18 protein-coding genes are annotated in these 25,462 nt (G+C 42.8%); 10 read left to right on the top strand and 8 right to left on the bottom strand.

What is annotated here, in order from left to right:
• Positions 1-2: 2 nt before the first annotated feature.
• Together Q9312_RS08575 and Q9312_RS08580 are read right to left on the bottom strand one after the other, a co-directional pair.
• Positions 3-3,137 carry an efflux RND transporter permease subunit gene (locus Q9312_RS08575; protein ID WP_309204175.1) on the bottom strand — a complete coding sequence of 1,045 codons (3,135 nt, stop codon included), beginning with the start codon at positions 3,135-3,137 and terminating at the stop codon, positions 3-5.
• Entirely contained in the window at positions 3,134-4,369 is a 1,236-nt protein-coding gene (locus Q9312_RS08580; protein ID WP_309204177.1) for an efflux RND transporter periplasmic adaptor subunit, read from the bottom strand. The genes Q9312_RS08575 and Q9312_RS08580 overlap by 4 nt, the downstream gene beginning before the upstream one ends.
• Before the next feature lie 243 nt (positions 4,370-4,612).
• On the opposite strand from Q9312_RS08580, the gene Q9312_RS08585 reads away from it, so the two are divergent.
• From Q9312_RS08585 to Q9312_RS08595, 3 genes are all read left to right on the top strand, one after another.
• Positions 4,613-5,632, top strand: coding sequence for a nucleoid-associated protein (locus tag Q9312_RS08585; protein ID WP_309204179.1), 1,020 nt, complete (start codon positions 4,613-4,615; stop codon positions 5,630-5,632).
• Between the two features lie 28 nt (positions 5,633-5,660).
• Positions 5,661-5,945: a hypothetical protein gene (locus Q9312_RS08590; RefSeq protein ID WP_309204181.1), complete on the top strand. Its 285-nt coding sequence runs from the start codon at positions 5,661-5,663 to the stop codon at positions 5,943-5,945.
• 217 nt (positions 5,946-6,162) lie between these two features.
• Positions 6,163-7,785, top strand: a complete 1,623-nt coding sequence (locus Q9312_RS08595) for an amidase (protein ID WP_309204183.1) — start codon at positions 6,163-6,165, stop codon at positions 7,783-7,785.
• A 90-nt stretch (positions 7,786-7,875) separates the two neighbouring features.
• On the opposite strand, the gene Q9312_RS08600 is transcribed toward Q9312_RS08595, so the two are convergent.
• From Q9312_RS08600 to Q9312_RS08610, 3 genes are all read right to left on the bottom strand, one after another.
• Positions 7,876-8,286, bottom strand: coding sequence for an SMI1/KNR4 family protein (locus Q9312_RS08600; protein WP_353961557.1), 411 nt, complete (start codon positions 8,284-8,286; stop codon positions 7,876-7,878).
• 210 nt (positions 8,287-8,496) lie between these two features.
• Positions 8,497-9,711, bottom strand: coding sequence for a hypothetical protein (locus Q9312_RS08605; protein ID WP_309204185.1), 1,215 nt, complete (start codon positions 9,709-9,711; stop codon positions 8,497-8,499).
• A 548-nt stretch (positions 9,712-10,259) separates the two neighbouring features.
• A complete protein-coding gene (locus tag Q9312_RS08610) occupies positions 10,260-11,105 on the bottom strand; it encodes a TraB/GumN family protein (protein WP_309204186.1) in 846 nt (281 codons plus the stop codon).
• A gap of 246 nt (positions 11,106-11,351) precedes the next feature.
• Here Q9312_RS08610 and Q9312_RS08615 point away from each other — a divergent pair, with 246 nt between their 5' ends.
• Genes Q9312_RS08615 through Q9312_RS08625 form a run of 3 tightly spaced genes read left to right on the top strand, consistent with a single transcriptional unit; the run spans position 11,352 to position 15,399 of the window.
• Positions 11,352-13,559, top strand: coding sequence for a YgiQ family radical SAM protein (locus Q9312_RS08615; RefSeq protein ID WP_309204188.1), 2,208 nt, complete (start codon positions 11,352-11,354; stop codon positions 13,557-13,559).
• An 11-nt stretch (positions 13,560-13,570) separates the two neighbouring features.
• On the top strand, positions 13,571-14,833 hold the full coding sequence (locus Q9312_RS08620; protein WP_309204189.1) for an ATP-binding protein: 1,263 nt from the start codon (positions 13,571-13,573) through the stop codon (positions 14,831-14,833).
• 2 nt (positions 14,834-14,835) lie between these two features.
• Positions 14,836-15,399, top strand: a complete 564-nt coding sequence (locus tag Q9312_RS08625) for a response regulator transcription factor (RefSeq protein WP_309204190.1) — start codon at positions 14,836-14,838, stop codon at positions 15,397-15,399.
• 111 nt (positions 15,400-15,510) lie between these two features.
• Here the strand turns inward: Q9312_RS08625 and Q9312_RS08630 are convergent, their stop codons facing one another.
• Positions 15,511-17,592: a TonB-dependent receptor gene (locus Q9312_RS08630; protein WP_309204192.1), complete on the bottom strand. Its 2,082-nt coding sequence runs from the start codon at positions 17,590-17,592 to the stop codon at positions 15,511-15,513.
• A 169-nt stretch (positions 17,593-17,761) separates the two neighbouring features.
• Between Q9312_RS08630 and Q9312_RS08635 the strand changes: the two genes are divergently transcribed.
• The 4 genes from Q9312_RS08635 (at position 17,762) to Q9312_RS08650 (ending at position 22,696) form a co-directional block, all read left to right on the top strand.
• Entirely contained in the window at positions 17,762-19,345 is a 1,584-nt protein-coding gene (locus Q9312_RS08635; RefSeq protein ID WP_309204193.1) for a methyl-accepting chemotaxis protein, read from the top strand.
• Between the two features lie 113 nt (positions 19,346-19,458).
• Positions 19,459-20,589: a type 1 glutamine amidotransferase domain-containing protein gene (locus Q9312_RS08640; RefSeq protein WP_309204194.1), complete on the top strand. Its 1,131-nt coding sequence runs from the start codon at positions 19,459-19,461 to the stop codon at positions 20,587-20,589.
• Positions 20,590-20,745: 156 nt separating this feature from the next.
• A complete protein-coding gene (locus Q9312_RS08645; protein WP_309204195.1) occupies positions 20,746-21,438 on the top strand; it encodes a response regulator transcription factor in 693 nt (230 codons plus the stop codon).
• Complete coding sequence (locus tag Q9312_RS08650) at positions 21,428-22,696, top strand: sensor histidine kinase (RefSeq protein WP_309204196.1); 1,269 nt, start codon at positions 21,428-21,430, stop codon at positions 22,694-22,696. Before Q9312_RS08645 ends, Q9312_RS08650 begins: the two co-directional genes overlap by 11 nt.
• Before the next feature lie 45 nt (positions 22,697-22,741).
• Here the strand turns inward: Q9312_RS08650 and Q9312_RS08655 are convergent, their stop codons facing one another.
• Both Q9312_RS08655 and Q9312_RS08660 read right to left on the bottom strand, forming a co-directional pair.
• Positions 22,742-24,748: an amidohydrolase family protein gene (locus Q9312_RS08655; RefSeq protein ID WP_309204197.1), complete on the bottom strand. Its 2,007-nt coding sequence runs from the start codon at positions 24,746-24,748 to the stop codon at positions 22,742-22,744.
• Positions 24,749-25,003: 255 nt separating this feature from the next.
• Entirely contained in the window at positions 25,004-25,438 is a 435-nt protein-coding gene (locus tag Q9312_RS08660) for a preQ(1) synthase (protein WP_309204198.1), read from the bottom strand.
• Positions 25,439-25,462 lie beyond the last annotated feature (24 nt).

Consider the following 25,462-nt stretch of genomic DNA (forward strand, 5'->3'; position numbering starts at 1 on the left):
CTTCAGCTGTTTTTAATTGGGTGACTTAGAGCATCATTCTCTTCTAATACTTGATCAGTCATCAAGCCTTTAATGTCGTCTAACACCAGATAGAAACAAGGTACAATTACTAAAATAATGGTTGTCGCAAATACAATACCAAATCCTAGTGAAATTGCCATAGGTATTAACTGATAAGCTTGCCGAGACTGTTCCAAAATAATTGGGGTCAATCCACCAAAGGTGGTTAATGTTGTCAAAACAATCGGCCTGAACCGTCGAACGCCTGATTCGAGAATGGCATTAAACGCGGGTAATTTAGCGGCTTGTTTATTTGCGTAGTCGACCATAATTAATGCCCCGTTAACCACCACGCCGGCAAGAGCCACCACCCCCATTAAGCTGACAATCGATAGGTCATAACCAAGCCATAAATGTCCCATGACCGCTCCTACAATGCCAAAAGGAATGGCAAGCATCACAATCAAAGGCTGTAAGTAACTTCGAAAAGCCATTGCCAGTAATGAGTAAATAACAAACATGGCAAGACCAAAACCACTCCAAAGTACTTGGGTGGATTCGCGCATTTCTGCTTGCGTACCTCGAAAGGACCAAGTGAGACCAGGGTAATCTTGTAGCAATTGAGGTAACACTTCGTTGTTAATGGCATTCAGCACTTGATTCACCGCTCCCGGCGGTTCAACATCCATTCCGACCGAAATTACCCGACGTCCGTCGCGTCGTTCTAACGAACTAAAAGCTTCACCCGAACGGACCTTTGCGACATCCGCCAAAGGAACTTGAGTACCATCGGGAGCCGTAATAATAAAGTGATCGAGCGTGTACTGTTGCTGTCGCTCGTTAAGCGGTAGTTTCACTCGCACTTCCACTTCGTTGGTTCCTCGTAATTGTCTTAACGCCACGGCACCATAGAAAGCGTCACGAACTTGTTGACCGATGTACTCAGGCGTTAACCCCAAGGCCTCTCCTTGTGGAAGAATCGTAAAGTCATATTGCATTTTTCCGGTGTTGTAACTGTCATTGACATCTCGTGTTTGCGAATACTGCTTCATGGTCGTTACGAAGGCTTCACTGGCTTGTGCAAGAATGTCTAAATCGGTATGCCCTAAATCGACACTGATGTCATCGCGCCACCCTCCGGGTCCACGCTCAGCTTCAAAACTAATTTGGTCAACGCCATCGATATCACCAATTTCATCACGCCATAACTCAATAACTTCAATGGCCGACATTTCCCTTTGATCGGGCGGCTTCATAACAATTTCGACGTCAATAAAGTTTTTTCCACGCACATTGGTTTTAATACCTTCTGCAGCGCGAAACAAATCATGCTCAATAAACATCTGGTAGGTAGCGTCAGTAATATCTTGCGCAACTTTTGCTGCTTGCTGCTGCGTTGTTCCAACAGGTAAACGAACACCCGCTTCAATTTCATCCGCCGCTTCACGTGGCATCATCACAATTCCCATATGATCGCTGTAAGCAAATCCACCGGTAACAATCAGAATACTCAGCGCAGCGCTTAACGTGATATAACGATAACGGAGACAACGTTCTAAAAAAGGGCGATAAAAATTTTCTATAAACGCATTGAAATGTTTAGCAATCGAACGCTGTCGTTCATGAATGGCTCGTCCTAAAGGATGACGATGATGCGGTGATGAGTGCGCTAAATGAGCGGGCAAGATAAACAGAGCTTCGACTAACGATATCAGCAGTACCGTTATTACGACAACCGGCAACGGCCACCAAAACAAACCTGTCGTGCCGGGAATAAACATCACGGGTATGAAAGCAACAATGGTCGTTAAGATGGTGAAGGTAACCGGCACGGCAATATCTTTTGCGCCTTTAATGGCCGCCGTCATAAAGTCATCGCCTTGCTCTCGGTATTCATAGATGTTTTCGCCAACAACAATGGCATCGTCCACCACAATACCAAGCACAACTAAGAATGCGAACATAGAAATCATGTTGATACTGACATTAACCAGCGGTAAAAATAAAATGCCACCGACAAATGAAATCGACATGCCCATCATAATCCAAAACGCCAATCGGTATTCTAAAAAGGCTCCGAGAATCAGTAACACAATAATGACCGCCAAGGCCCCATTTTCGAGCAGCAGGTTCAGTCGGTCGTGAAAATCTTCAGCACGGTTGCTATCAATACGATACTCAACACCGGCCGGTAAAGTGGTTGAGAGTTCTTGCAAAACCGTGTCGACCGCGTCCGCAATTTCGAGTGGAGATTGATTGCCCACTCGGTATATTTCAACTTCGACAGAGGGTTGTTGATTGAACTGAGCGTGGAATCCCGCTTCTTCAAATCCATCCCACAAGGTAGCAATCTCACCTAGAGTCACTCGTGCACCCGACGAGGCGGTTACCACTGGAATATCAGCATATTCAGCAGCCCACTGTTTTCGCTCTTTTAATCGAATTAAAATTTCGCCTTTGTTGGTTTCTATTGCTCCCGCAGGAACATCTTGTGATGCCGCCGCGATTTGCCGCGCAACGTCTCGTAGCGTTACGCCGTATTGACGCAGTTGCTGCTGTGATATTTCGACATGAGTCACGTACCCAGGCACATTGTTTAGTGACACTTGAGAAATATTCGGCTCATTGACTAAGCGGTCACGCAATTGCTCAGCGAGTTTGCGTAAGGTCCAAATATCCACATCACCAAACAAACCAATTTCCATCACATCACGTTGCTGAACTTGCAAAGTCACTTCGGGTTCTTCGGCTTCTTCTGGAAAGGTTCGAATTCGACTCACGGCTTGATCGATGTCTTGATACGCTTTCATTCGATCGATGCCAGTTACTAGCTCAAGGGTAATTCGACCACTCCCTTCGCGAGCGCGAGAAGTCATTTCACGAATGCCTTGTAAACCGCGAACCGCTTCTTCGACAGGTTGCAAAATACCTTTTTCTACTTCTTCAGGCGAAGCACCCGGATAAGTCACATCGACTTCAACGATTCCCAACTCATACTGGGGATAGACTTCTTTTTGAACGTTGAAAGCCATGAAAATGCCACCACCGAGCAGCATTAGCATCAGCAAATTAGCGGCGACAGAATGACGCGTCATCCACTCGATCATACCCACTCGCTGTGACGAAGAAACGCTCATTGCGACGACCCCTGCGGATTTACAGTGCTGACAGACACAGCGCTATTAGTCTCTTTCTCAGCGACCGCTTTCAGACGTAAAGGTGCATCTTGTTTAATGCGAGCCAAGTCGCTGATGACAATTTTATCACCCGGCTTGATACCTTGATTGATGTACGCGAACTGCTTATCACGAAAAATCACTGAAACGGGACGAATATCCAATTTCTTATCATGCATCACCCAAACCTGATCATTCTTGCGTAAATAAGCCAAATCAAGTCGAACGACTTGTTTCAGCGGCTTAACAGGTAAGGCTAACTCCAAATAACTACCAACCACGACAGGTCGGTTCGACCACTCGGTTTGCTTAAGACCCAAAGGGTCTTCCACCTCGACCAAAACACGCGCCATTCTGGTGGTGCTGTCTAATTCATCGATGGTCTGTTTTAGCGTTCCGCTTCGAGCACTTCCTTGTGGCCAATGGGTTGGATTGGTAATTTGCACGCTTGGTTGATTTTGCGGATCCGCTAACCAAGCTAATTGCTTTAAAGAGACACTCGCTTGTACCCAATGACGATCGGTTCCAATCACCCGAGCAATGGGTTGCGATTCAGAAACGAGTGAACCGACACTGACCAAACGTTCTACCACTTGACCATCGAAGGGCATCGTAACCTTGGTTCGTTGCAACGCTAATTGAGCCGCTCGAACTCGGCTTTCGGCAACCGTCACGACAGCTTGCGCTTGCTGCTTTTGAGGCTCGCGTAATGCCAATGACCGATTCGCTTCGGCGATGGGTTTTCCTAACATGGCCACTGACTTTTCGGCTCTTAATTGCTCGCCTTGCTCAATGGCAAAACGGGCTTTCGCATCGGCCAGTTCCGCTTCAGCCTCAGCCAAGCGCAACTCATAATCACTCGGTTCAACCTGCACCAGCACAGTACCCGCATTGAGTCGGCGTCCTAATTCAAATGACTCTCCCATTGCGGAAATTAAACCAGCTACTTGTGCCGTCACCAGAGCTTCTGATTCTGGCATGACTTCACCCAGTGCATGAATCGTTGGTTGGTAGTTACTCACCTCGGCGCTAATAACTTCTACCAGCATAGGCGTAACCTTTGTCGCCCCCTCTTTCTGCGCGACTGGTTGATTCGAAAAAATCAACCATAGACACACACCACTCACCGCGAACAGCGCGATACAGGCGAGTAGCGTTTGGTGAAAACTCATCCCCAATTTTTTATCATTCATGATATGTCCAGAATTGATTATTGTTCTCATTCATACTCTATCAAACCCCGACTCAACTTCTCAATACGCACTGCAACGCAGTGGCATAAAATACTAATTAGTTGATTTTCAATAGGTTTTACGATTAAAGCGGCGTTTTGGATGACAACCCCATCGTAAACGGTAAGAAATGAAGGCTTTCGAGTGTTTCAACTTTTTCTAGCTCAGTTATAATCCTACTTCATTCATCAACCTACGATAATTATGACGATTAAACATTGCTCAATTCATAGAGTTTACCGCGCAAAACCCGGAGCCGAAGTCAAAATTCAGTTGCGACCCAATGAAATTCCCGCAGAAGGGCCCATTGTTTCGTTATTTGAACAAATGAAACTTACCCTAACTCGCAGCACGCAAAAGCAATACGGCTTATTCAACCCTGAGCTCGGCGACAACCCGATGTCTGCGTTGCTACAGAAAGTCGTTGATGAATCCCTCGGCTTTTCTAGCATGACTCATCAAGCCATGGAGCATTTGAAACTCCAATTTGAAAAAACATCAGAGCCATTTGAAGCGCATATTTGTTTCGTCATCGATGAACTACTCGAGCAATCTTTCTTTTATGCGTTTTGGATCAATCACGCCGACGCCCAATTCATAAACTCCGACCTCGACGTCGATACGTTGCAATTCGTCGATCCAGGTAAACTGAAATACGCCTTTAAGATTGACATTGAACAATGGAAAGTCGACGGTTGGGATCAGTACATGTCGCAATTGGTCAGCAAAGGGAACAAAGACATTGCCGAAGCATTCGAGTCTTTCTCTGGTTTTATCTCGAGTGTCGATCTGAAAGCGCAAACCGAGAGTTTTTTATCGGTCGTCGATGAATTTGTTGAAGATCAGGAACCTTCTATTGGAGAAAGACTCAAAAGCAAGATAGTTGAGTATTGTATTGATCAAGACATGGCGGGTAGCCCAGTCGATTTAGACGATCTCTCAACACAACTCGACGAAGAAAATCCAGAACGTTTTTCGGCATTTGTTAGCGAGAAACAACCCAGTGTTAAAAAGGAGATTTACACTGACCGTGCTAGCCTAAAAAAATACGTTCGATTTTTTGGTCGTGATAAAAATTTAAGCATCAGCTTCTCGTCAGAAATGTTTGGAGACAACATTGTTTTTGACGAAGGATCCGATGAACTGATTGTGAAACATATTCCAAAATCACTCAAAGCTCAGCTAATGCGTTACTTGAAACGAAAGCAGGGCAAAGAGGAATAAACGCAGCTAACATAGGATACCCTCTTCAATGTTAAAACTAATGAACCTTCTCAGTTTGGTCACAATTTTGTTGATAAGCGCTTGTTCGTCGAAGGCCTTTTATGACAATGCACAACAAAACGGTAAGCAAGCCTGCATTGAAGAGCCTCCTGGCATGTATCAAGCGTGCCTTGATCGGTACAACAAAAGTTTCGAAAACTATGAGCAAGAGCGCAAAGAGGTATTAAAACCACAACCCCCTGCTTCGCCTAAAATGCCGCCCCCACCGAAAATACCGACCCAACCTAAAACACCGGTTGACGACGACAACTAAACCTATTGTAACGACTCTCAACTTATTGAGTAGCTCACGACAACCGCGTACAAAGTGGTTGTCGACTCGTTAATTTTTTAAGCATTCGTTTTTTGTAAGCTTCCTTTTTCCAAACCAACTTCGTTTACAACCCATCCATTCTTGAAGGTCTTTTACTTTGCAAAGTCAATGCTGAAACGTTAATCTAAAATTTAAGGATTAACAGAGAGTGTCAGCTATGCATCCAATGAAAATCACTAAAAAGAGACTTTGGTTATTACCGCCTAACGTATTTTCTCCTTTTTCGATAATTGTTTTGCTTGCACTCGTCGTCAGTTGCTCGACCACTCAACAATCCGGTCAAAACGCCAGCCAAAGCGAATTAGAAGTAATTACTAGCAATGAAACCATCCTTCAAATGCAGAAAAGAATGAACCAACAGCAATTCTCAGCGCAAGAGCTAACTCGCTTCTACCTGACAAAAATCAAACAAAACGATCATAAGTACAACAGCGTTATTCGTGTTAATCCAAATGCCCTACAAAGAGCGATTGAACTTGATCGAGAGCGCGCTTTAGGGAATCTTCGCGGTCCATTGCATGGCATACCGATTCTGGTCAAAGACAACATCGAAACGGCCGATATGCCAACCACTGCGGGCAGCCTGGCTTTAGCAAACCATCTGACCAAAAGAGACGCGACACTGATCAGTAATTTAAGGCAAGCGGGCGCCATTATTCTAGGTAAGACCAACCTTAGCGAGTGGGCGAACATTCGCTCAGAACGTTCGTCATCGGGTTGGAGTGCCATTGGAGGGCAAACTCGAAATCCGCATGACACCAATCGCAGTGCATGTGGCTCAAGTTCTGGCTCCGGTGCCGCCATTGCTGCAAACTTTGCGGTCGCAGCAATTGGTACGGAAACTAATGGTTCTATTACCTGTCCTGCATCGGTCACTGGCGTCGTGGGAATAAAACCGAGTGTCGGTTGGGTCAGTCGATTTGGGATCATTCCGATCTCTCACACCCAAGATACCGCTGGTCCTATGACCAAAAATATTACTGACGCCGCCATTCTCTTGCAATACATGGGCAGCGCCGATCAAAATGATTTAACCACGTTAGATGATCGATTAGATCGCAGTGTGGATCTAACACCAAGCAGCAATTCCGATAGAAAACTTCGACTGGGCTTGCAAAACTCCCGCGCAACCAATCACGAACGAGTAGCCCTAATTGAGAGTCAACTCATAGAGCAGTTACAAAAGAGAGACTGGTTAACCACTAAGTACCTAAGTCATTCTCCTTACCAATCATTTTGGAAAGATACTTACACGGTACTGCTTTACCAACTAAAGAATGATTTGAATCGTTATTTTGAACAATCGACTAGCGACTCTAAGTCTTGGACATTACAAAAGCTGATTGAGTTTAACCGCCATAATCGAGAGCAAGAAATGCCGTTTTTTCAACAAGAAATATTTGAGAAAGCTCAGCAAAAAGGCTCGCTTGATAATCAAGAGTATCAAGAGGCGCTGAACAATGTCACCAAAGAAACCCAACAAAGCATCTTACAGATGCTTAACGACAATCAACTCGATGCTATTATTGCTATCACTCGTGGCCCAGCTTGGAGTATTGATAGAGTCAATGGCGACAATGTTGTCGGTGGTGTCTCAACTTATTCCGCTGTCGCGGGATTTCCCCACATCACAATTCCTCTAGGCAAGGTTCATAACTTACCGATCGGTTTATCGATTATGGGTAAACGAGGTGATGAGCAAGCGTTAATCAATATTGCTTACCAGCTTGAAAACTGGATAAAAACACAAGACTTTCGCTCAGGGAAGCCTATTGAATAATAGGCTACAGCGTTTGAATAATAAATTCACTAAAACTCACGGTAGAACCTGCAATGCCACTATAGTCGCTCAAGAATAGTTTTATTACATTTAGTCATAGATTAGTTCTGCTTTAGCGATGAACACATCCAATGATGATGATAGATATTTAACATCTCCGCCATCTGGATAGTAGCACCAAATAGAATACGAATCTGATGGATCACAAAATAATGGTTCACCATTATCTTCTCCAATCACGATGCAATCACTTAATCTTGACAGCTCAAATTGATTGCCATCTTGGTCACAGGTAGCATTCTGCTGATTAATTTCTTTATACATCGCGCTGTATGCTTTCAACTGCTGCCATGAAGGCACAGATTCCCTATCTATTCTAATTTCTTCTTCGAGTTCGTTTCGCCTCGATATATTCCAAAACCTACCTGCGAACTTCACACAGTAAGCATTGTTAGTTTTATTGAACCACTCAAAATAACGGTCAGGTAATGGAATTATCATTGCTTTAGGCTCAGTTTTTTAGGCGCATAGTTTTGAAAGTCGCGACTTAACTTGGTTTTACTTACCAAATATGAAACTCTAAACAATTTAGGTTCCACATTAATTTAAATGACACTTTAAGAGCTAATGAAGCCATTAAAAAACTTAACTCAAAACCGTCTTATCATCATCGATAAGATATCAATAATTTAAGAATATTTGTTTGTCTCGTTAATTTGTATATCTGTTAAAATATATTACGGGACTATTCTCGAAACTAACAGAAGGCACATCGTCTGTAATTCTAAGTGTTACTTTTTCTTTAAATTTCTTATTAGCCACATCTTTAGGGAGAGAGTATCTGTACTTTCTAAAACTTTCTAGTATTGTTTGTGCGTATACACTTTTAATCGAAGACGACTCAATTGATATATTGATCGGCTTATACACATTTAGAGACGTATGTTCCTTCTCCAATCCAAAACTCAACTCTACAACCCCTGTTTCACCACTCAAATATGCAGCCTTCGGATACGCCACCCCAGGGTCAACAACTATGTAAGGATGTTCAAAAACACTGAAATTCACGTTAGCATCAGTTAAGGTTCTAGTCCCAACTATTAGCCAATTTTCAACAACATTACTCCATGGCTTGTTGGTTACAAACTTGCTGGAGACAAGACCTACAACTGTGCCACCGTTATCAAATACTCGATAAGTCAAGTCTCCGCGATAGAAAGACAACACATACTCTTTACCAACTTTTACCCATGTGCCCTTTTTGTAATAAGGCTGGTTTTGTGCATATTTTTGTAGTTCGCCTCTTCCGTCCTCATAAAGTCGCACTATATTGTCAGCCCCGAATGGTGTTTTTATATAAAATACTTTAGGAAATGAAAGAAAAGAGTGCTCGCGATAAAATTCTTCAATTCTCAGTTTATCGGAAGAAAGCAAAGTTTCACCAAACATGTTAATTGAACGATCTACGTCAATTATTTTATGGACAACCTTATTTTGATTAGCATCATAATTGACACCAATCGTTGTTATACCTCCATTTTCAACACTATCTGCTTCAACATCAAAATAGGGTGCTTTACAATGATTTAATTTAAGGTTGATGTATGTATTAAAAGAATTCAGACAATACCTACCAGACGGTAAAGTCACTACAGCTGATTTCCCGGGAGTATATTGAATAATCTTTACAAACCCTGTAGATATGTTTTTAACAGAAAAGGATATAAGCCGTTCAGATTTATTACTTACTTTAAACTTATTATTCATCGCTCTTGGATTTATTCCGATGACTAAAAGTCCCTCTCCCTCAACAAATTGTTTAGGGGCTATGCTTCCAGCCCTACTCCAAATATTAGGTTTGTCGACTGATGATTTGCATGCAGATATAAGTACTACGGAAATCAATATTAATATTAAATTCTTCATATTTTTTCTAAAACGCCCAAGCACCATAGATTCATCACTGGCGTAACTATAACATTCTAACATCTAAAAATAACTAGCCGTCGACTCTCTAATATATCTCTGGAGACTATCCCATAACTCCTTAGTTAAATTTTTTCACGCTCAAATAATAGCTAATTAACCTACTGCAAACCAAGATCATGTACAAACCGACTGCTGGTGTTTATTCTCTTTCGTTCAATGACTTAATTATTAACGAGCCTATCTATTATCTTTGGCAATGTATCAATGTAGGTGCAATTGGAGCCATTCTTAGTATTTAATTTGTTTGCGATGTATTTTGCAAACTCGCCGACAGTACGGATGTCGCTGACCTCGTTATCTGGCATTTCGACACCGAATTCTTATTAAGCCCACAAGACTATTTCAACGGTATCTAGCCCCATCAACTTTCATGGCTCTTACACATACAAATAAAGTCTCCGAAAGTATTGAATTTACTTAGTGGACATTAAAAAGCGCTACTGAAAATCAATAGCGCTTTTTACTAAAGGCATGTGTTTGACTGACTAGTCTAGCTGTGTAACTTTATAGCCTTTCTCTTCTAATTGATGAATCACACCTATGTCTCCAACCAAATGCAAACCACCGACTAAAATCAATTCGACTTCGGGCGTTGCTAAAAGCTGCTCAACTTTAGGCATCCAGTTGTTATTTCTCACTTCAATTAAACTTTTATAAAATTCAGGCGTTTCTTCTTTCATTGGACCTAAAAAGTCATTAACAAATAGTTCTGTATCTCCTGCAAACAAGCCTCCGATCATTCCATCAAGCAATTCTTTAACATGCTCTGAATCACGAATGGTCGTTAAAATAATTTGATCTGGATTAACCTTGTCATTGAACAACGCATCAAACTGGTCTTTCACACTTTCTAGGGCATCGCGCTTTTTACCTTGCTCTAATGCCTTTTTAGTGAAATACATATCAACACCTTCTGGTGAAACACCTTCGCGCAACATCATTGACATAACAATATTAATGCTAACCATCGTTGGCTTTAAACGTAAGAATGAGTCCACAGGAAATTTATTCTTTTTACAAAACACCTCGAACTTAGCGAATACTTCTGGACTCAAGGCTTTGTCTAAGGTCATACCGTCTTGGTAACGGCCCATCGCCATCATGCTCATTGCTGCTGAAGCCATCTCTTGAATATCGACCTCTGTCACCAACACATCAGCCTCTTTAAACGCGGTGTGGTAAACCTCAGGAATGACATCTTGACCTCTAAGAACATGCACCGTACCACCGATGTAGGCATGTTTGCCGTCTTTCTCGACTTTCCAAACGAACGATTTGGCATCGACCGTTGAGACTAACAATAACGCAATGATAACTAATAGATTTTTCACCGTAACATCCTTTCTGTTGCCTATAACAATTAACAAATAGCTTTCGGGAAAAGGAGTCGGTGTTTTCGAGACTTTATTACAAAATTCTAAAATCTTGCATTTAAGCCACAAAATAGCCTTAAAGCCCTTTTAAAATAGGGGATCAGGCGGTGAAAACCCTAGGAATTAACTGTTAACCGAGCGTGAAATTTGGCATAATACGCGACCATTTTTTAACCAGCTCCTCTTTGCTGTTTGAACGAGTCTATGAAACAAGTCGCACCTCACATTAATGATTTTCCCAAATACTGGGCCGAGTGTTATGGCACAGCCCCCTATTTACCCATGTCTCGAGCCGAAATGGACGAGCTGGGATGGGACAGCTGCGACATCATTCTGGTGGTGGGCGATGCCTATGTCGACCATCCTAGCTTTGGGATGGCGGTGATTGGCCGCGTACTCGAAGCGCAAGGTTTTCGCGTTGGTATCATCGCGCAGCCCGACTGGAATAACCCAGCCGACTTTCAAGCACTCGGTACACCAAACTTATTCTTTGGTGTATCAGCAGGCAATATGGACTCGATGATTAATCGCTATACGGCTGACTTAAAAGTTCGTAACGACGATGCCTATACGCCTCATGGTAAAGCCGGCAAGCGACCCGATCGCGCACTAACCGTGTACTGTCAAAAACTCAAAGCTTTGTATAAAGAGGTTCCGATTGTAGCCGGAGGCATCGAGGCCAGCTTACGCCGAATCGCCCAATACGATCATTGGTCTGGTAAAGTTCGTCGTTCAGTCCTACTCGATTCTGGTGCCGATATTGTTCTTTATGGTAACGCCGAGCGTGCCATCATCGAAATTGCACATGAACTAGCAATGGGCAAGCCGATCTCTGACTTGGTGAGTATTCGCGGTACTGCACTGGTTCGTGATGCTATTCCAGCAGGGTTTACCGAAGTTGATTCAACTCGAATTGACTGGCCGGGAAAAATTGACGCCTTACCTAACCCTTATGAGTATGTGCACAGCGAAGGAGAAAATAACCACTCTGATGCGGCTGGTTGCAGTCAAAAAGGCAAGCAAAGTGGCGATGACGTTCCAATTCGCGTGATACCCATGCCACTCACACGAAAAGAAAAATTGGATCCTGAGCATACGGTTATTCGATTACCGTCGTTTGAAAAAGTATCAAAAGATCCAGCATTGTACGCTCATGCGTCGCGTATTCTGCACCTTGAATCGAATCCTAACAATGCGCGCATTCTCGTTCAAAAGCACGGTTCAAAAGAAATTTGGGTTAATCGACCGCCCATTCCTCTCGAAACCGATGAGATGGACAGTGTGTTTGATTTGCCGTATCAACGTCGCCCGCATCCGAGCTACGGAGATGCGCACATTCCGGCGTATGAAATGATCAAGTTTTCGGTCAATATTATGCGCGGATGTTTTGGTGGTTGCACCTTTTGTTCAATCACCGAACACGAAGGTCGCGTTATTCAAAGTCGCTCAGAAGATTCGATTTTAAAAGAAATTGAGAATATTCGAGATAAAACACCAGGGTTTACTGGAACCATTTCAGACTTAGGTGGACCGACGGCCAACATGTATCAACTCAATTGTGTTGACGATGACATCCAATCGAATTGCCGCAAGCTCTCATGTGTTTATCCTAGCATCTGCCCGAACTTAGTGACCGACCATAGCCCGACCACTCAGCTTTATCGTAAAGCACGAAAAATAGATGGCGTGAAACGTGTGGCCATTGCTTCAGGGTTACGCTACGACTTAGCGGTTGAAGATCCGGAATACGTTAAAGAGTTGGTCCAGCATCATGTTGGTGGTTATTTAAAAATTGCACCGGAACATACCGAAAGCAATACGCTCGACAAAATGATGAAGCCGGGCATAGGAACCTACGATGCATTCAAAGCTATGTTTGATAAATTCTCCAAAGAAGTTGGCAAAGAGCAGTATCTGATTCCTTACTTCATAGCCGCTCACCCGGGCTGTACCGATGAAGACATGATTAATTTGGCTTTGTGGTGTAAGCAGAATGACTTTCGTCCCGATCAAGTACAGACGTTCTACCCGTCACCAATGGCATTAGCAACGGCTATGTATTATTCCGATCGCAACCCGTTAAGCAAAGTAACCTATAAAAGTGATAAACTTTTTACGGCAAAAGAATTACCACAACGCCAACTGCACAAAGCGTTGTTACGTTATCATGATCCTAAAAACTGGCCGATTATTCGTAAAACTTTGCAAGAAAAAGGATTGACCCATCTTATTGGAGATGGCCCCAATCACCTTATTCCTTGGCAAGATGAAGATAATCAATACTCTTCGAAACGAACGCATGGCAAAAAGGCTGGTAGTAAAAAAGCGGGACCGTCGGCGAATAAGGTAAAACAAACCTCATCGCACAAGCGAGCAAAGTTTAATAAAAGAAAACGTCCTTCGCAATTTTAGAGCCTTGTGTGATGAACAAATTTCACCAGCAACTCGTTGCTCAAACGTTTACTCGAACGTCACAGCTTCGAGTTCTGGTTAATGTCCGGTGGTTTTACATTGCCGTTCAAATCACAGCACTGTTTGCCGCTCCGCATTTATTTAATTTACAAGTTTCTCCTCTCGCTTTTCTGCCTTTTCTTCTGATACTCATTATTTTTAACTTAGCAACGCTCAACTCCATTCGGCGTACTCAGTTTTCAAGTGAGAAGATAATTTGGTTACAACTGTTGCTCGACCTTTTATGCATTAGTCTATTGCTATTTTTCTCAGGCGGCGCCACCAATGCGTTAGTTTCCATTATGCTGTTACCCGTGACACTATCGGCATTACTTTGCAGTTCAACCAAAGCGTGGATAACGGCACTGATTGCCATTGGTTTGTATTCCTTTTTAATGTTTGGATATAACGAACCATCGATGGAGAACCACTCACATATGTCACCCGGGTGGTCGCATTATGTCGGCATGTGGATCACTTTTACGCTATCTGCACTCGTCCTGGTCTATTTTATCAATCGGCTGGTTAATAACTTAACGCAGCAGCATAACCAGTTAGCGGCGCTCACTGATCAGCAATTGCGAGATGAACATTTGATTACCCTCGCCAATCAGTCCGCGAATGCGGCGCATCGATTATCAACACCGTTAAATACCATTGAGTTGTTGGTTGATGAGTTAAATGATTCTGCGATAAATCCGATGGTCCTAGACGAAATAAAACAGCAGCTCAACCGCTGTAAAGAGTCGCTGCAATCGATACGGCAATCAGTCGATGAACACCTTCACGATCAAACCATTTCACTGACCGATTTTTTCGAACAACTGCAACAACAATGGCGTTTACTTCATCCGGAACATCAACTGTTGCTAACCGTGCAGAAGCTTCCTGTGTCTACCATTGAACATGCATCGCAGTTGCTGTCTGCGTTACTCAACCTCCTCGATAACGCAGCTCGTGAAAACCAGTTGCAAAAGATCGAGCAAACAGAAATGCAAGTAGAATTAGACGGTGAACAACTTCAAATACTCATTATCAATGGCAATTCTCGACAACTGTCGGAACATGAACTTCCTCTTGGGGATTATTGGACCGGGCAGAAGTCGGGGCTAGGAATCGGTTACTATCTAGCTCATGCGACGCTGGAGCGTGTCGGCGGAGCCGCTCGTTTACTCGTTACTAATGATCAAATAAAAACCCAAGTAACGATACCTATTCAGTCTGGGGTTCAGTAATTATGGACTTAGAAAACGCTAGCCAACCTTGGTTACTCATCGACGACGATGCGGCATTTTTAAGTGCTTTATCACGTCGGCTGAGTCATCGAAATTTTACCGTCGATACCGCATTAGATGGTTTTACTGCTCTACAGCGGGTCAAAAACCAAGAGTATTCAAATATCGTTTTAGATTTAAATTTAACCGAAGAGTCCGGCTTATCCTTATTGCCAGAAATACGTTCATTTCAAACAACCGCAAAGATTTTAATTCTCACCGGTTATGCCAGCATAGCAACAGCGGTTCAAGCGATTAAATTAGGCGCTGACCAATACCTACCAAAGCCAGCGACATTGCAACAGATTTTGTCTGCGTTGGCTGATACACCAGAGGTGTCTGACAATAAAAGTGCAGAAAGTATTTTAGTTAAAAGTCATGAAGACTACTTAACACCAGAACAGCTAGAATGGGAACATATTCAAAGAACCTTGCACACTCACCATGGGAATGTTTCAGCGACCGCTAGAGCCTTAAATATGCATCGTCGAACACTTCAAAGAAAACTGAATAAAAAGCGTGGATAAAAAAGCCCTTCGAAACTGAAGGGCAATGGGTTGACATCTGTTGAGAACAAACGCGCAGATGTACTTTAAACTAGCTAATAACTTACTGGTTAACATTAATTTTTAGAGCATTTAAAACTCGATCACAGCCGCCACGTAAGCTGAACGACCTAATCCTGGTAGACGCTCCCCGGGTTGAACGGAATTCATCATAGTTCGATTAATTCCTGCTGTGTGGTCTTGATAAAACTTATTGAACAAGTTAACCACACCAAATTGCAATGATGAGCTTTCTGACACTCGCCATTCACCAGAGGCATTTACCAAAGAATAACCTCGACTTGACTGCTCTGATAGTGATGCAGCGACTCGACTTTGGTCAGCCACGTACTGCAGCTCAATGTCGCCTGTCAGATGGGTATCAGTATAAGTCCAACGCCATTTAATATTATCCGGTACGATGCGATAGAGATCTTCATTAATATCATCACGCTCGCCACGCACCATTGTCAGTACAGTATTCATTTGCCATCGTTCACTCAGATCCCAAGTCAAATCTGCATCAAACCCGTAAATCCAACCAGAGACATTTTCAAACTGATAAACAGGACCGGCATTCATCATTCCAGCAATCATGTTTAGCGCAGCATCATTGGTGACTCGACCTTGAATATAATCATGAAGCTTATGAACATAGATTTGTGGTGAAAAACGCAGTGCACTTTGAGAGTAATCAAACCCAACTTCAAACTGATACACAACCTCTGAATCTAGCTCTAAGTTACCGACATAAACATTGCCATCGCCGAGTCCGCCAGTGGCTTGCAGCGGGATCCATAAGTACAGCTCTTGATAGGTTGGTGCTCGAGACTTAGAACCAACCCCGACATGCCAGTGCCAATCAGTGCTCGTTTTAATTTGATAATCGAGCGCAAAATCAATATTGCTAAAGTCGGTATTTCTATCGGCTTGATTAAAACGCATTTGTACCGTGCTTATAGCCGGAGACATCATCGCCATAGAGTGGAATACGTCGTTGGCATTTTGTTCAGTATTTTTAAACCGAATGCCTGTCGTGATTAATTGACTAGAAGTCAGTTGGCGTGTTCCTTCAATGAAAGCCGACTGATTGTCACGTTCTACTTGATTAAAATTTTCAACGCGAAACATTGGATTATTGGGATCCATTATAGTTGCGCTATGCTCCAAAGACTCCCACTCAATGCCCGCTTGTAATTGCCAATCTAATGCTTGCCAAGAATACTTAACCGTTGCGCCATCACCTTCACCAAAGGTTAAGTTTTCTCGCATCATCGTCGGCATTGGAGTGCGCACCTGATAATTATCCATCAGATGCTCAGCTTCTTGAGAATAAACATCGATAGACCACTGTGTATCATTTTTCTGCCATTGATAATTTAGCTGGTAACGATCGCTATCAACGTAAATGATATCCATCGGTAATGCGGGCGTTCCTGAAACGCCGGTATCGTTTCGAATTGAAGTGACGTCTATCGTATGCGCACCCAGTCGAACACCGTAGCCCAATAAATGAGAGCGCTTATCAAACTCAGTCCCTTTAACTTTCGCTTGCGCCGATGACCAGTCTTCGGCGTTTTGCACCGATCCGAACACGCGTAAACGTTGCTGCTGATTTGACCATCCGAGACGCGCAGAATGGTCATGAGCTGACATGTCTGGTTGAAACCCTAAACGTAAATCGCCAGATCCGTTCGACTGCTGCTCTAATTGAAACTCAGGTTGCCAATACTTAGCTTCAATAACACTTCCAATGGTCTCGCTTCCTGCTGATACAGGAGAAATACCTCGTAGCAGATGCACACTGTCGACCCAATGCGTATTCACTTGTCCTAATGGTGCATCCATTAAATTCGGGCCTGCGGAGACAATTGCACTTTGCTCAAGTGTCACCAGCGTTCGTTTACCAATATGACCTCGATATTGCGGTAATTGAGTAATCGCACCATTCTTATTGACACTCGCCCCGGGAAGTTGCGTCAAAGCATCGCCTAAATCAGCGTTAGCTGGTGGGCTTTTTCTTTTTAAATCAATTTGTTGTGACGAAGTTTCCGCGCGAACGACGGTTATTTTATGATCGTCATCAGAAGCCGCTACCGCTCCAGTTGAGCACACCGTCACTCCCCACAGAGCTCCCCATAAAACTCGCCAAAGCACTTTTCTCTTAACCTGCATAATCAGACTCCAAACCTCAATTTGGCGCCATTCTACAAGAGCCGGTACCAACCTCCGCAAAGTGCGACATTTTGTCGCACCCAAGCTATTGAATTGTTTGATTTTTCACCGTAGACATCTACATTTATTAGTATTCTCAGAAAAAATAAAACGATTATTTGGAAGCAAAATGAAAAAGAATTTGCCGGTAACTGACCGGGAAAACACCTACCGTGAAGATCTGCGGCTGGTGTCGACCACTGACTTGAAAGGCATTATCACTCACGCCAACGATGCTTTTGCAGAAGTGGCTGGTTTTACACACGAAGAGCTCGTGGGTAAAAACCACAATCTCGTTCGTCATCCTGATATGCCGCCAATAGCCTTTGATGATCTGTGGCAAACCATTAAAAAAGGTCAACCATGGATGGGTATGGTCAAAAACCGTTGCAAGTCTGGTGACTATTATTGGGTCGATGCCTTTGTTACGCCCATTTTCGAAAATCAAAAAATCATCGGCTATCAATCCGTTCGCGTTAAGCCTAACCGAGACTGTGTGGAACGAGCAGAAAAACTTTATCAAGAAGTTAATCAAGGCCCTTCTCTACTCAGTCGCTTTAACAACCTCTTACCAAAAAGTCTATTTGCTAAATCTTTTCTAAGCGGCACTCTTGGTGCAATGGCGGCCTACTGGATAGCTCAATCCATTTCTAATGATCCGGCGATTGCAAACTGGGTATTTCTCGGCATTATGCTTATTGTGATGGCAAGCGTGAGCGCATGGTTATCCTTACCGTGGCGGCAAGCCGTTGAACGCACCCAATCAATTTTCGACAATGCCATCGCGCAAAAGGTGTATACCGGCCGAAACGATGAGCTCGGTCAATTAGAGTCCGTGATTAAAATGCAGCAAAGCCAGCAAACCACTATTATTGTTCGGCTCGATGACGCCACTTTAAATCTCCAAAACGAGTCAGATCACACTCAGTCAGTCACTCAGCGAACCGTTGCGCAAATGGAAAGCCAAAAACTCGAAATTGAACAGATCGCAACTGCGATAAATGAAATGACTTCAACCGTTCAGTCGGTCGCCAGTAGCACAAACAGCACTGCGACCGCGACCCAGGCAACCAACCAAAAGGTGCTCGAAGGCAAGTTAATTGTCGATGAAACCGTTGCGCAAATTAATTTACTCGCCGAGCGCGTTGAGGAGTCGACCAAAGTGATTGTTGACCTTGAACAGGTTAGTAATCAAATCAGTAAAATGGTTGATGTGATTCGTGGAATTGCTGAGCAAACGAATCTGCTAGCTTTAAATGCGGCTATCGAAGCGGCTCGGGCAGGTGAACAGGGTCGTGGGTTTGCCGTTGTTGCCGATGAAGTTCGAACACTTGCCAGTCGGACGCAAAGTTCAACCGAAGAAATTCAAAAAATGATCGAGTCACTGATCACCACAACCGACGATGCCGCCAAAGTGATGGAGCAAGGACAACAAGCCGCAAGAATTAGCGTAGAACACGCCGAGAAAGCCGGTCATGCACTCAACACCATAGCGGAAGCGGTCACCGATATCATGGATATGAACACTCAGATAGCGACCGCTACCGAACAGCAATCCCATGTAACCGATGAAATCAATGGCAGTATTGATAAAATAAACCATACCGCAGAACAAACGCTTAATGCGACGGTTGAAGCCAGTCAGAGCAATCATCGTCTTAACCAAGAAATCAAGCGCTTGAAGACCATGGTTCGTCAATTTGGACTGCGTTAAGCGTCGTTTAAAATAGGCTACCGACAGACGGAAAATTCAGTTCCGTCTGTCACTTCACAAATATTTCACACTCCCACCAATACACTGTAGTTTTTCGGCCTAGGAGAAGAACTATGACCTTTTCACTTAAACGTTTACTGATCGCATCATTTACACTGCTACTCATAGCAATGTCGCCTCAGCTGTTCGCAGAAACACCCCCTTCAAAAACACCCCATGTCCTACTTGTGGTTAGTAGCTATGGAAAAGACCAAGGTAAAACTCAACCAGGCTTTGAGCAAGATGAGCTCAGCAAAGCCTATTGGATGTTTGTTGACAATGGCGTTACGGTTGATATTGCGAGTCCCAACGGTGGTGCCGTAGAAGCGGACAACTTTGATCCGGAGCAGCCGTATAACAAGCGCTTTCTGAATGATCAAGTAGCGATGAAAAAGCTAAGCAAAACACTCAAAATCGAAAACTTAACATCCACACATTATCAAGGTGTGTTTGTCTTAGGCGGCAAAGGTGCAATGTTCGATTTACCTTTTCATCAACCGTTACAATCTTTAATCGCCAAGGTGTATCAGTCAGGAGGAAGCATCGGCGCGGTTTGCCACGGTCCTGCAGCGCTAGTCAATGTTAAACTGGATAATGGCAACTATTTAGTCGCGAACAAACCGGTTAATGGCTTTACCAATCAAGAAGAACAACTGTTTGGAAAGAAATGGGCCAAAGAATTTAAGTTTTTGCTTGAGGACAAACTCAAACAACGCAACGCCCTGTTTGAATCTAGCCCGATGATGTTAAGTCATGTCGCCGTTGCCGATCGCTTAATCACTGGACAAAACCCAACGTCAACGGTAGACACTGTGCAAGCAATGTTATCAAGTTTGAAAATTCAGAACACCGTGATTCATCAATACCAAGACGATCGGACACTCAATTGGGTATCACAATTTTTAAACAACTCAGAGCAAGCGATGGATGATTACGAAAACCTAAAATCAGGCTTTAAAATCCCGCTTATCGCAATGTATGGGTACTACTTTTCACTCGCGACTGAGTCTAATGAAGACCAACATAGTGCACTGAAACTATTGTTATTGACTCAAGACGAAATGAAACATCCTCAACTAGATTTACAAATTGCAAAATCACAAACCAAATTGGGATTTGTTGACCAAGCTAAGGCTACATTGACTAAATTGATAGAAAAAAACCCAGAGCTTGAAGAAGCTAAGACCTTGTTGCAAACACTATAAAATAAGCAAATTAATAGGTAGCGAAGGCAACCGTTAAAGAAGTTAAGTTGCCTTCGTTTTGACTACCCAAGAAAAGATAATTATCGAATTATTGATATTTGGCTTAGAATAAAAGCATAACGTCTTAATCTCTCAAAATCATGTAATGCGATCTGAATGAAATTATTGCTTATTGAAGACAATCAAGATCTCGCGACTAACCTTGTTCAGTTCTTTGAACATCATGGATTCGTCGTAGATTACGCGAATAACGGACAGCTAGGATTGCAGCTTGCCGAAGAGCACTACTTCGACATTATTATACTCGATTTAATGCTACCTAAACTTGACGGCATTGAGGTTTGCAACCGACTTCGCGAAAATGCTCAACGTCATATTCCTATCATCATGCTCACCGCGAGAGACTCCTTGCAAGATAAGCTATTGGGGTTTTCAAGCGGTGCAGATGATTACTTAACGAAACCTTTCGAACTCAAAGAACTTCGAGCTCGCTGCCTGGCTATTTGCCAACGCATCAGTCCAAATACACAACTGAGTATACAACAACTAACGTTATCTCCAAGCAAGAAAACCGTAACCTTCAACAATATCGAGGTTAAGCTTAGTAGCATGGCTTTTAAGATTCTGCACATTCTAATGCAAGCTTATCCCAATATGGTTAGTCGCCGTGATCTGACGGAACAATTATGGCCCGATGAACCTACCCAATCCGATGCACTTCGCTCGCATATTTATCAATTGCGCAAGGCCTTTGATCAACATTGCAAAGAGGACATTATTAAAACCTATCACGGTGTGGGATTTGGCTTGCACTTGATAAAACCTGAGTTAAACAACAATGTCGACTAAACAGACCAGTATAAAACGACTGATCATTCTCTATTTCGTTTGCTTTGCCGTTTTTCTTTCTCTACTTTTCAGTGCTATCAGCTTTCTAAACCTCTATGCCATTGAAGATGAATACTTCGAATTGCAGTTAAAAGAAGAAGCCGAGTATCTAAATCAAGAATTTCAACGAACAGGCATTTATGCAGAACCACGGGTTCCTTATATACAGATCGCAAACAGTCGCGATGAGTTTCCTGAAGATATTCGAGCGATAGCACTGGAGGAACCTCAAAGAGTTGAGTTCGATGGTTCAGCGCAACGCTACTATCATGTTTATCCTTTAAATCAAGAGGGTGCTTATCTGGTTGCTGAAGTAAGCCAACGACTGTTGGTTCGATCGAGTCGTGACAGTATTTTTTGGTTGTTAGGCGTTGTATCGACTTTGATGATAGGTATCGCGATACTGCTCGCAGTTATTGTCGGTAAAAAAAGCATACAGCCACTTTCTAATTTAACGAGAAAAGTAAAAGCACTTTCACCTGACGATATTCCAAAGAAATTACCCGTTGACTACCCCAACAATGAAGTCGGTGAGTTAGCCGATGCCTTTAATCAGTTACTTCAACGGATACATCAGTTTATTGTCCGTGAGCAGCACTTTACTCGAGATATTAGTCATGAGCTTAGAACGCCACTTGCCGTTATAAAAAGTTCCTGCGAACTCATTCTTTTAGAAAAAGCGGTATTAAGTGATAAACAGGTTGAACATCTACAAAAGATTGTTAATTCGAGTGATCAAATGCAACAGGTAATCACAACATTACTTTGCTTAGCGCGAGAAGATGAGAGTTTACTCAATGATAAAACCCGAGTTGTAAATGTGGTTGAAAAAGTATTGTTAGAGCAAATCAATAGTAAAAACGATGAGGTTGATATTCAAATTGATATCGACGACTCTCTGTTCCTTCCTATTTCAGAAGTACCCTTATATATATTGCTCAGTAATCTCGTGAGTAATGCTATGCATTACACAGAGCATGGGTATATTAAGATATACGTTACTGATCACACGTTATGCATTGAAGACAGTGGAAAAGGCATCGATGCAAAGATAAAAGACAAAGCCACTGAACTATTTATTAAATCACCACAAAGCCAAGGGTTCGGCATTGGTTTGTCACTCGTTGACCGACTATGTGAGCAACTCGGTTTGACGTTTCAACTACAACACTTAGCGCAAGGCACTCGTGCAGTCATCGTATTCAAAAAGGAAGTGTAAGCACTCAAATTCAAACAATAAGAGTGCTTAACTTAAGGTTATCGATTATTTTAACTTAACCGATGGCGTAAATGGCTTGACCCCCATTGCTTGATAAATTTTTTCAGGCTGAAACATTCGGTCCCCTTGTATAACTAAAGATGCCTTTCTGAGGTCGGAAATGTTATTCACAGGATTCCCATTAATCAGTACTAAATCAGCATCTTTGCCAACAGTGATAGAGCCAGTTGAACTGTCTTTACCAACCACTTTCGCTGAATTTAAACTACCAATTTTTAAAACTTCAATCGTTGGAATTCCTGCCATGGCATAGAGTTCAAGCTCACGAAGTAAAGTAAACCCAGTAAACGCATCAGTACCTGGAATAATAGGAACGCCTGCGTCATACAATTTTTTCGTCATGGTTAATAATGCCTTAGCACCTGCCTGATACGAAGCATCTTGCTCAGGCGAATCAATCTTCATGGTCGCTGTTTTTAAACCGCGTTGAAATAACGGAGGGAGGTGCTCGGCAATGGCAGCGTACTCAGGATCGATTTGCTTATCTCGAGTGAGTAGCAAGCTATTAAAAGTAGACACGGTTAAATCAACCTCAATGCCTTTATCAGCCAGCATTTTGATAAAGTCTTTCACTTCTTTACTGTCTAAGTCTAAGTCTTTTGCCTGCTCACCAATTAAGGTAAATCGTAACCGCTGGCGGGTATCAATTTTGTCGCCACCAAGAAAGTTTAAAAATAACATATTAACATGCTGAATTTCGTCGAAACCGGCAGCAACGGCCTGCTCAGCTGACATAAATGCAGGGATATGCCCAGACAGACGCAGCCCTCGCTTATGAATATGCTGAGCTAAAGCTTTCATCCATTTAGGATCCATCGATGAATAGGTTTTTATTTGAATATAACCTCGGTCAGCATACCAATCGACAGCCTCTTTAGCCTCTTCGAGCGTCTCTACGGTAATTCCATTACCCGCGGAGTATTCGCTTTTCTTATCGATAAAACCTGACTTATAGATTCGCGTGCCCAAATAACTTTTACGAAACAGTTTTTCAATATCTTCCATATTGCTAGGACTGTTACCTATATCTCTGACACTCGTGACCCCTGCAGCCAAATAATTGAAGCCGTCAGTCTTGGATAAATGACCATGCATATCCCATAACCCAGGAATCAACGTTTGTCCCGATGCATCGATCTCTTGAACATTGTTGGGCGCTTTTAAATTCTTGCCAATCGCAGCTATCTTTTTTCCTTTGATCAGAACATCTGTGTCAGATAAGACTTGGTTACTTTCAAAATCAACAACCTTCGCATTGCGAATCATCAATGGTTGATTAAGAGGCGTTGTCAGTTCAGCTGATAAGTCAGAGAAATATTCTTGCTCCGCTTTTTCTGACAGTTGTTTTAATTGCTCAAAGGTTTCCATTCCCCAACCTTCACGAATACCACGAATGAATCCTGCGTTTAACGAAAATAGATAACCTTTATCATCAAACCAAAGAAACTGTGGCGTTAAATTAAGACCGGATAATGCGTATAAATGAACCGTCTGCTGTTGATCGGCACCCTTTAATACTTGAGTGGTGACTTTGGTCAGTTGAGCCTTGCCCGATGGAAATAAATCGAGCTGATTAAACGGCGCTTTGAGAAGCGCTCGAACCAATGCGGCATTATTAATTCCATCAACGGGAATATAAAACTGATCATCTTTAATTGATTCACGTCCATCATCGGCTCTGCTCGACCAAGTTGCGATGCCGTCCTTTACCGAGAAGACCTCTTTGACAGGCGCCCCAAAGGCTGAGATGCCTTCCACTGTCACGCCAATCGGAAATCCTTGTGGATTCAATGTATAATTTTCTTGTAAGGTTAAGCGGCGATTATTCCAACTTAACTCAATCGTTGAATTGAGTGATGATTCATTGGGAACATTAGTAATTTGTTTTCCCATCAATCCTTTGTCGTTATACAGTTCTAATACGATGGTTTCACTTGCCCAAAGAGATGGCAACATCCATAGCGAAGCCAACAAACTCAAGAAATATTTCATCTTTTGCCCCTTGTTGAATTTGGTGATTCTTAACTCTGATCCATCATCGATACAACGCAATTCGACTTTGCTAAGTGTACACCGAATTTAACCATCGTCGAGATTGCCTTTGTAACAAGCAATTTAACTAAGATTTGCACTAAAAGAGAAATATCTAGAGGAGAAATGTAAATAATGGACTGTTGAGTGAGTAGCTATGGTAATGTCTACTCACTCGGCAAAGCAGGTTCACTCTGGCCGGTGAACCTAAGTCAGTTAAAGTACGACATCCCAAACATCGTCATTCGACATCCAATCACGATATTTTTCATCACCGCCTCGAGCACCCCAATCAGAATCGATGGTTAGCCGCGAGCTGATTCCACCTCTTGGATTACAGATCATAACCAATCGCAGACGGTCAGGTTCATACACTTCCATAAGGTGTTCGTAGAACACATTAATCAAACGTTCATAAGACACCACAATATTACGCAATTGATACACGTATTGCTTTAAGGCTTTCAGCTCAATGATCTTATTGGTCGGATAAAAGGTTAAGTAGACCGTCGCAAAATCAGGCTGCTCTTGTACGCCCAGAAAAGTAAACTCAGGAATTTTTACTTTTATTTCATAAGCGCCATTGGATGGATTTGGCAGAGCTTTTAAAAGCCCTGAATCAATTTTTTCCCATGTTTGTACTTCACTCATATCAACTCTCTACGCTGGTGGGTG

The sequence above is a fragment of the Pleionea litopenaei genome (genome assembly GCF_031198435.1).
GTDB lineage: Bacteria > Pseudomonadota > Gammaproteobacteria > Enterobacterales > Kangiellaceae > Pleionea > Pleionea litopenaei.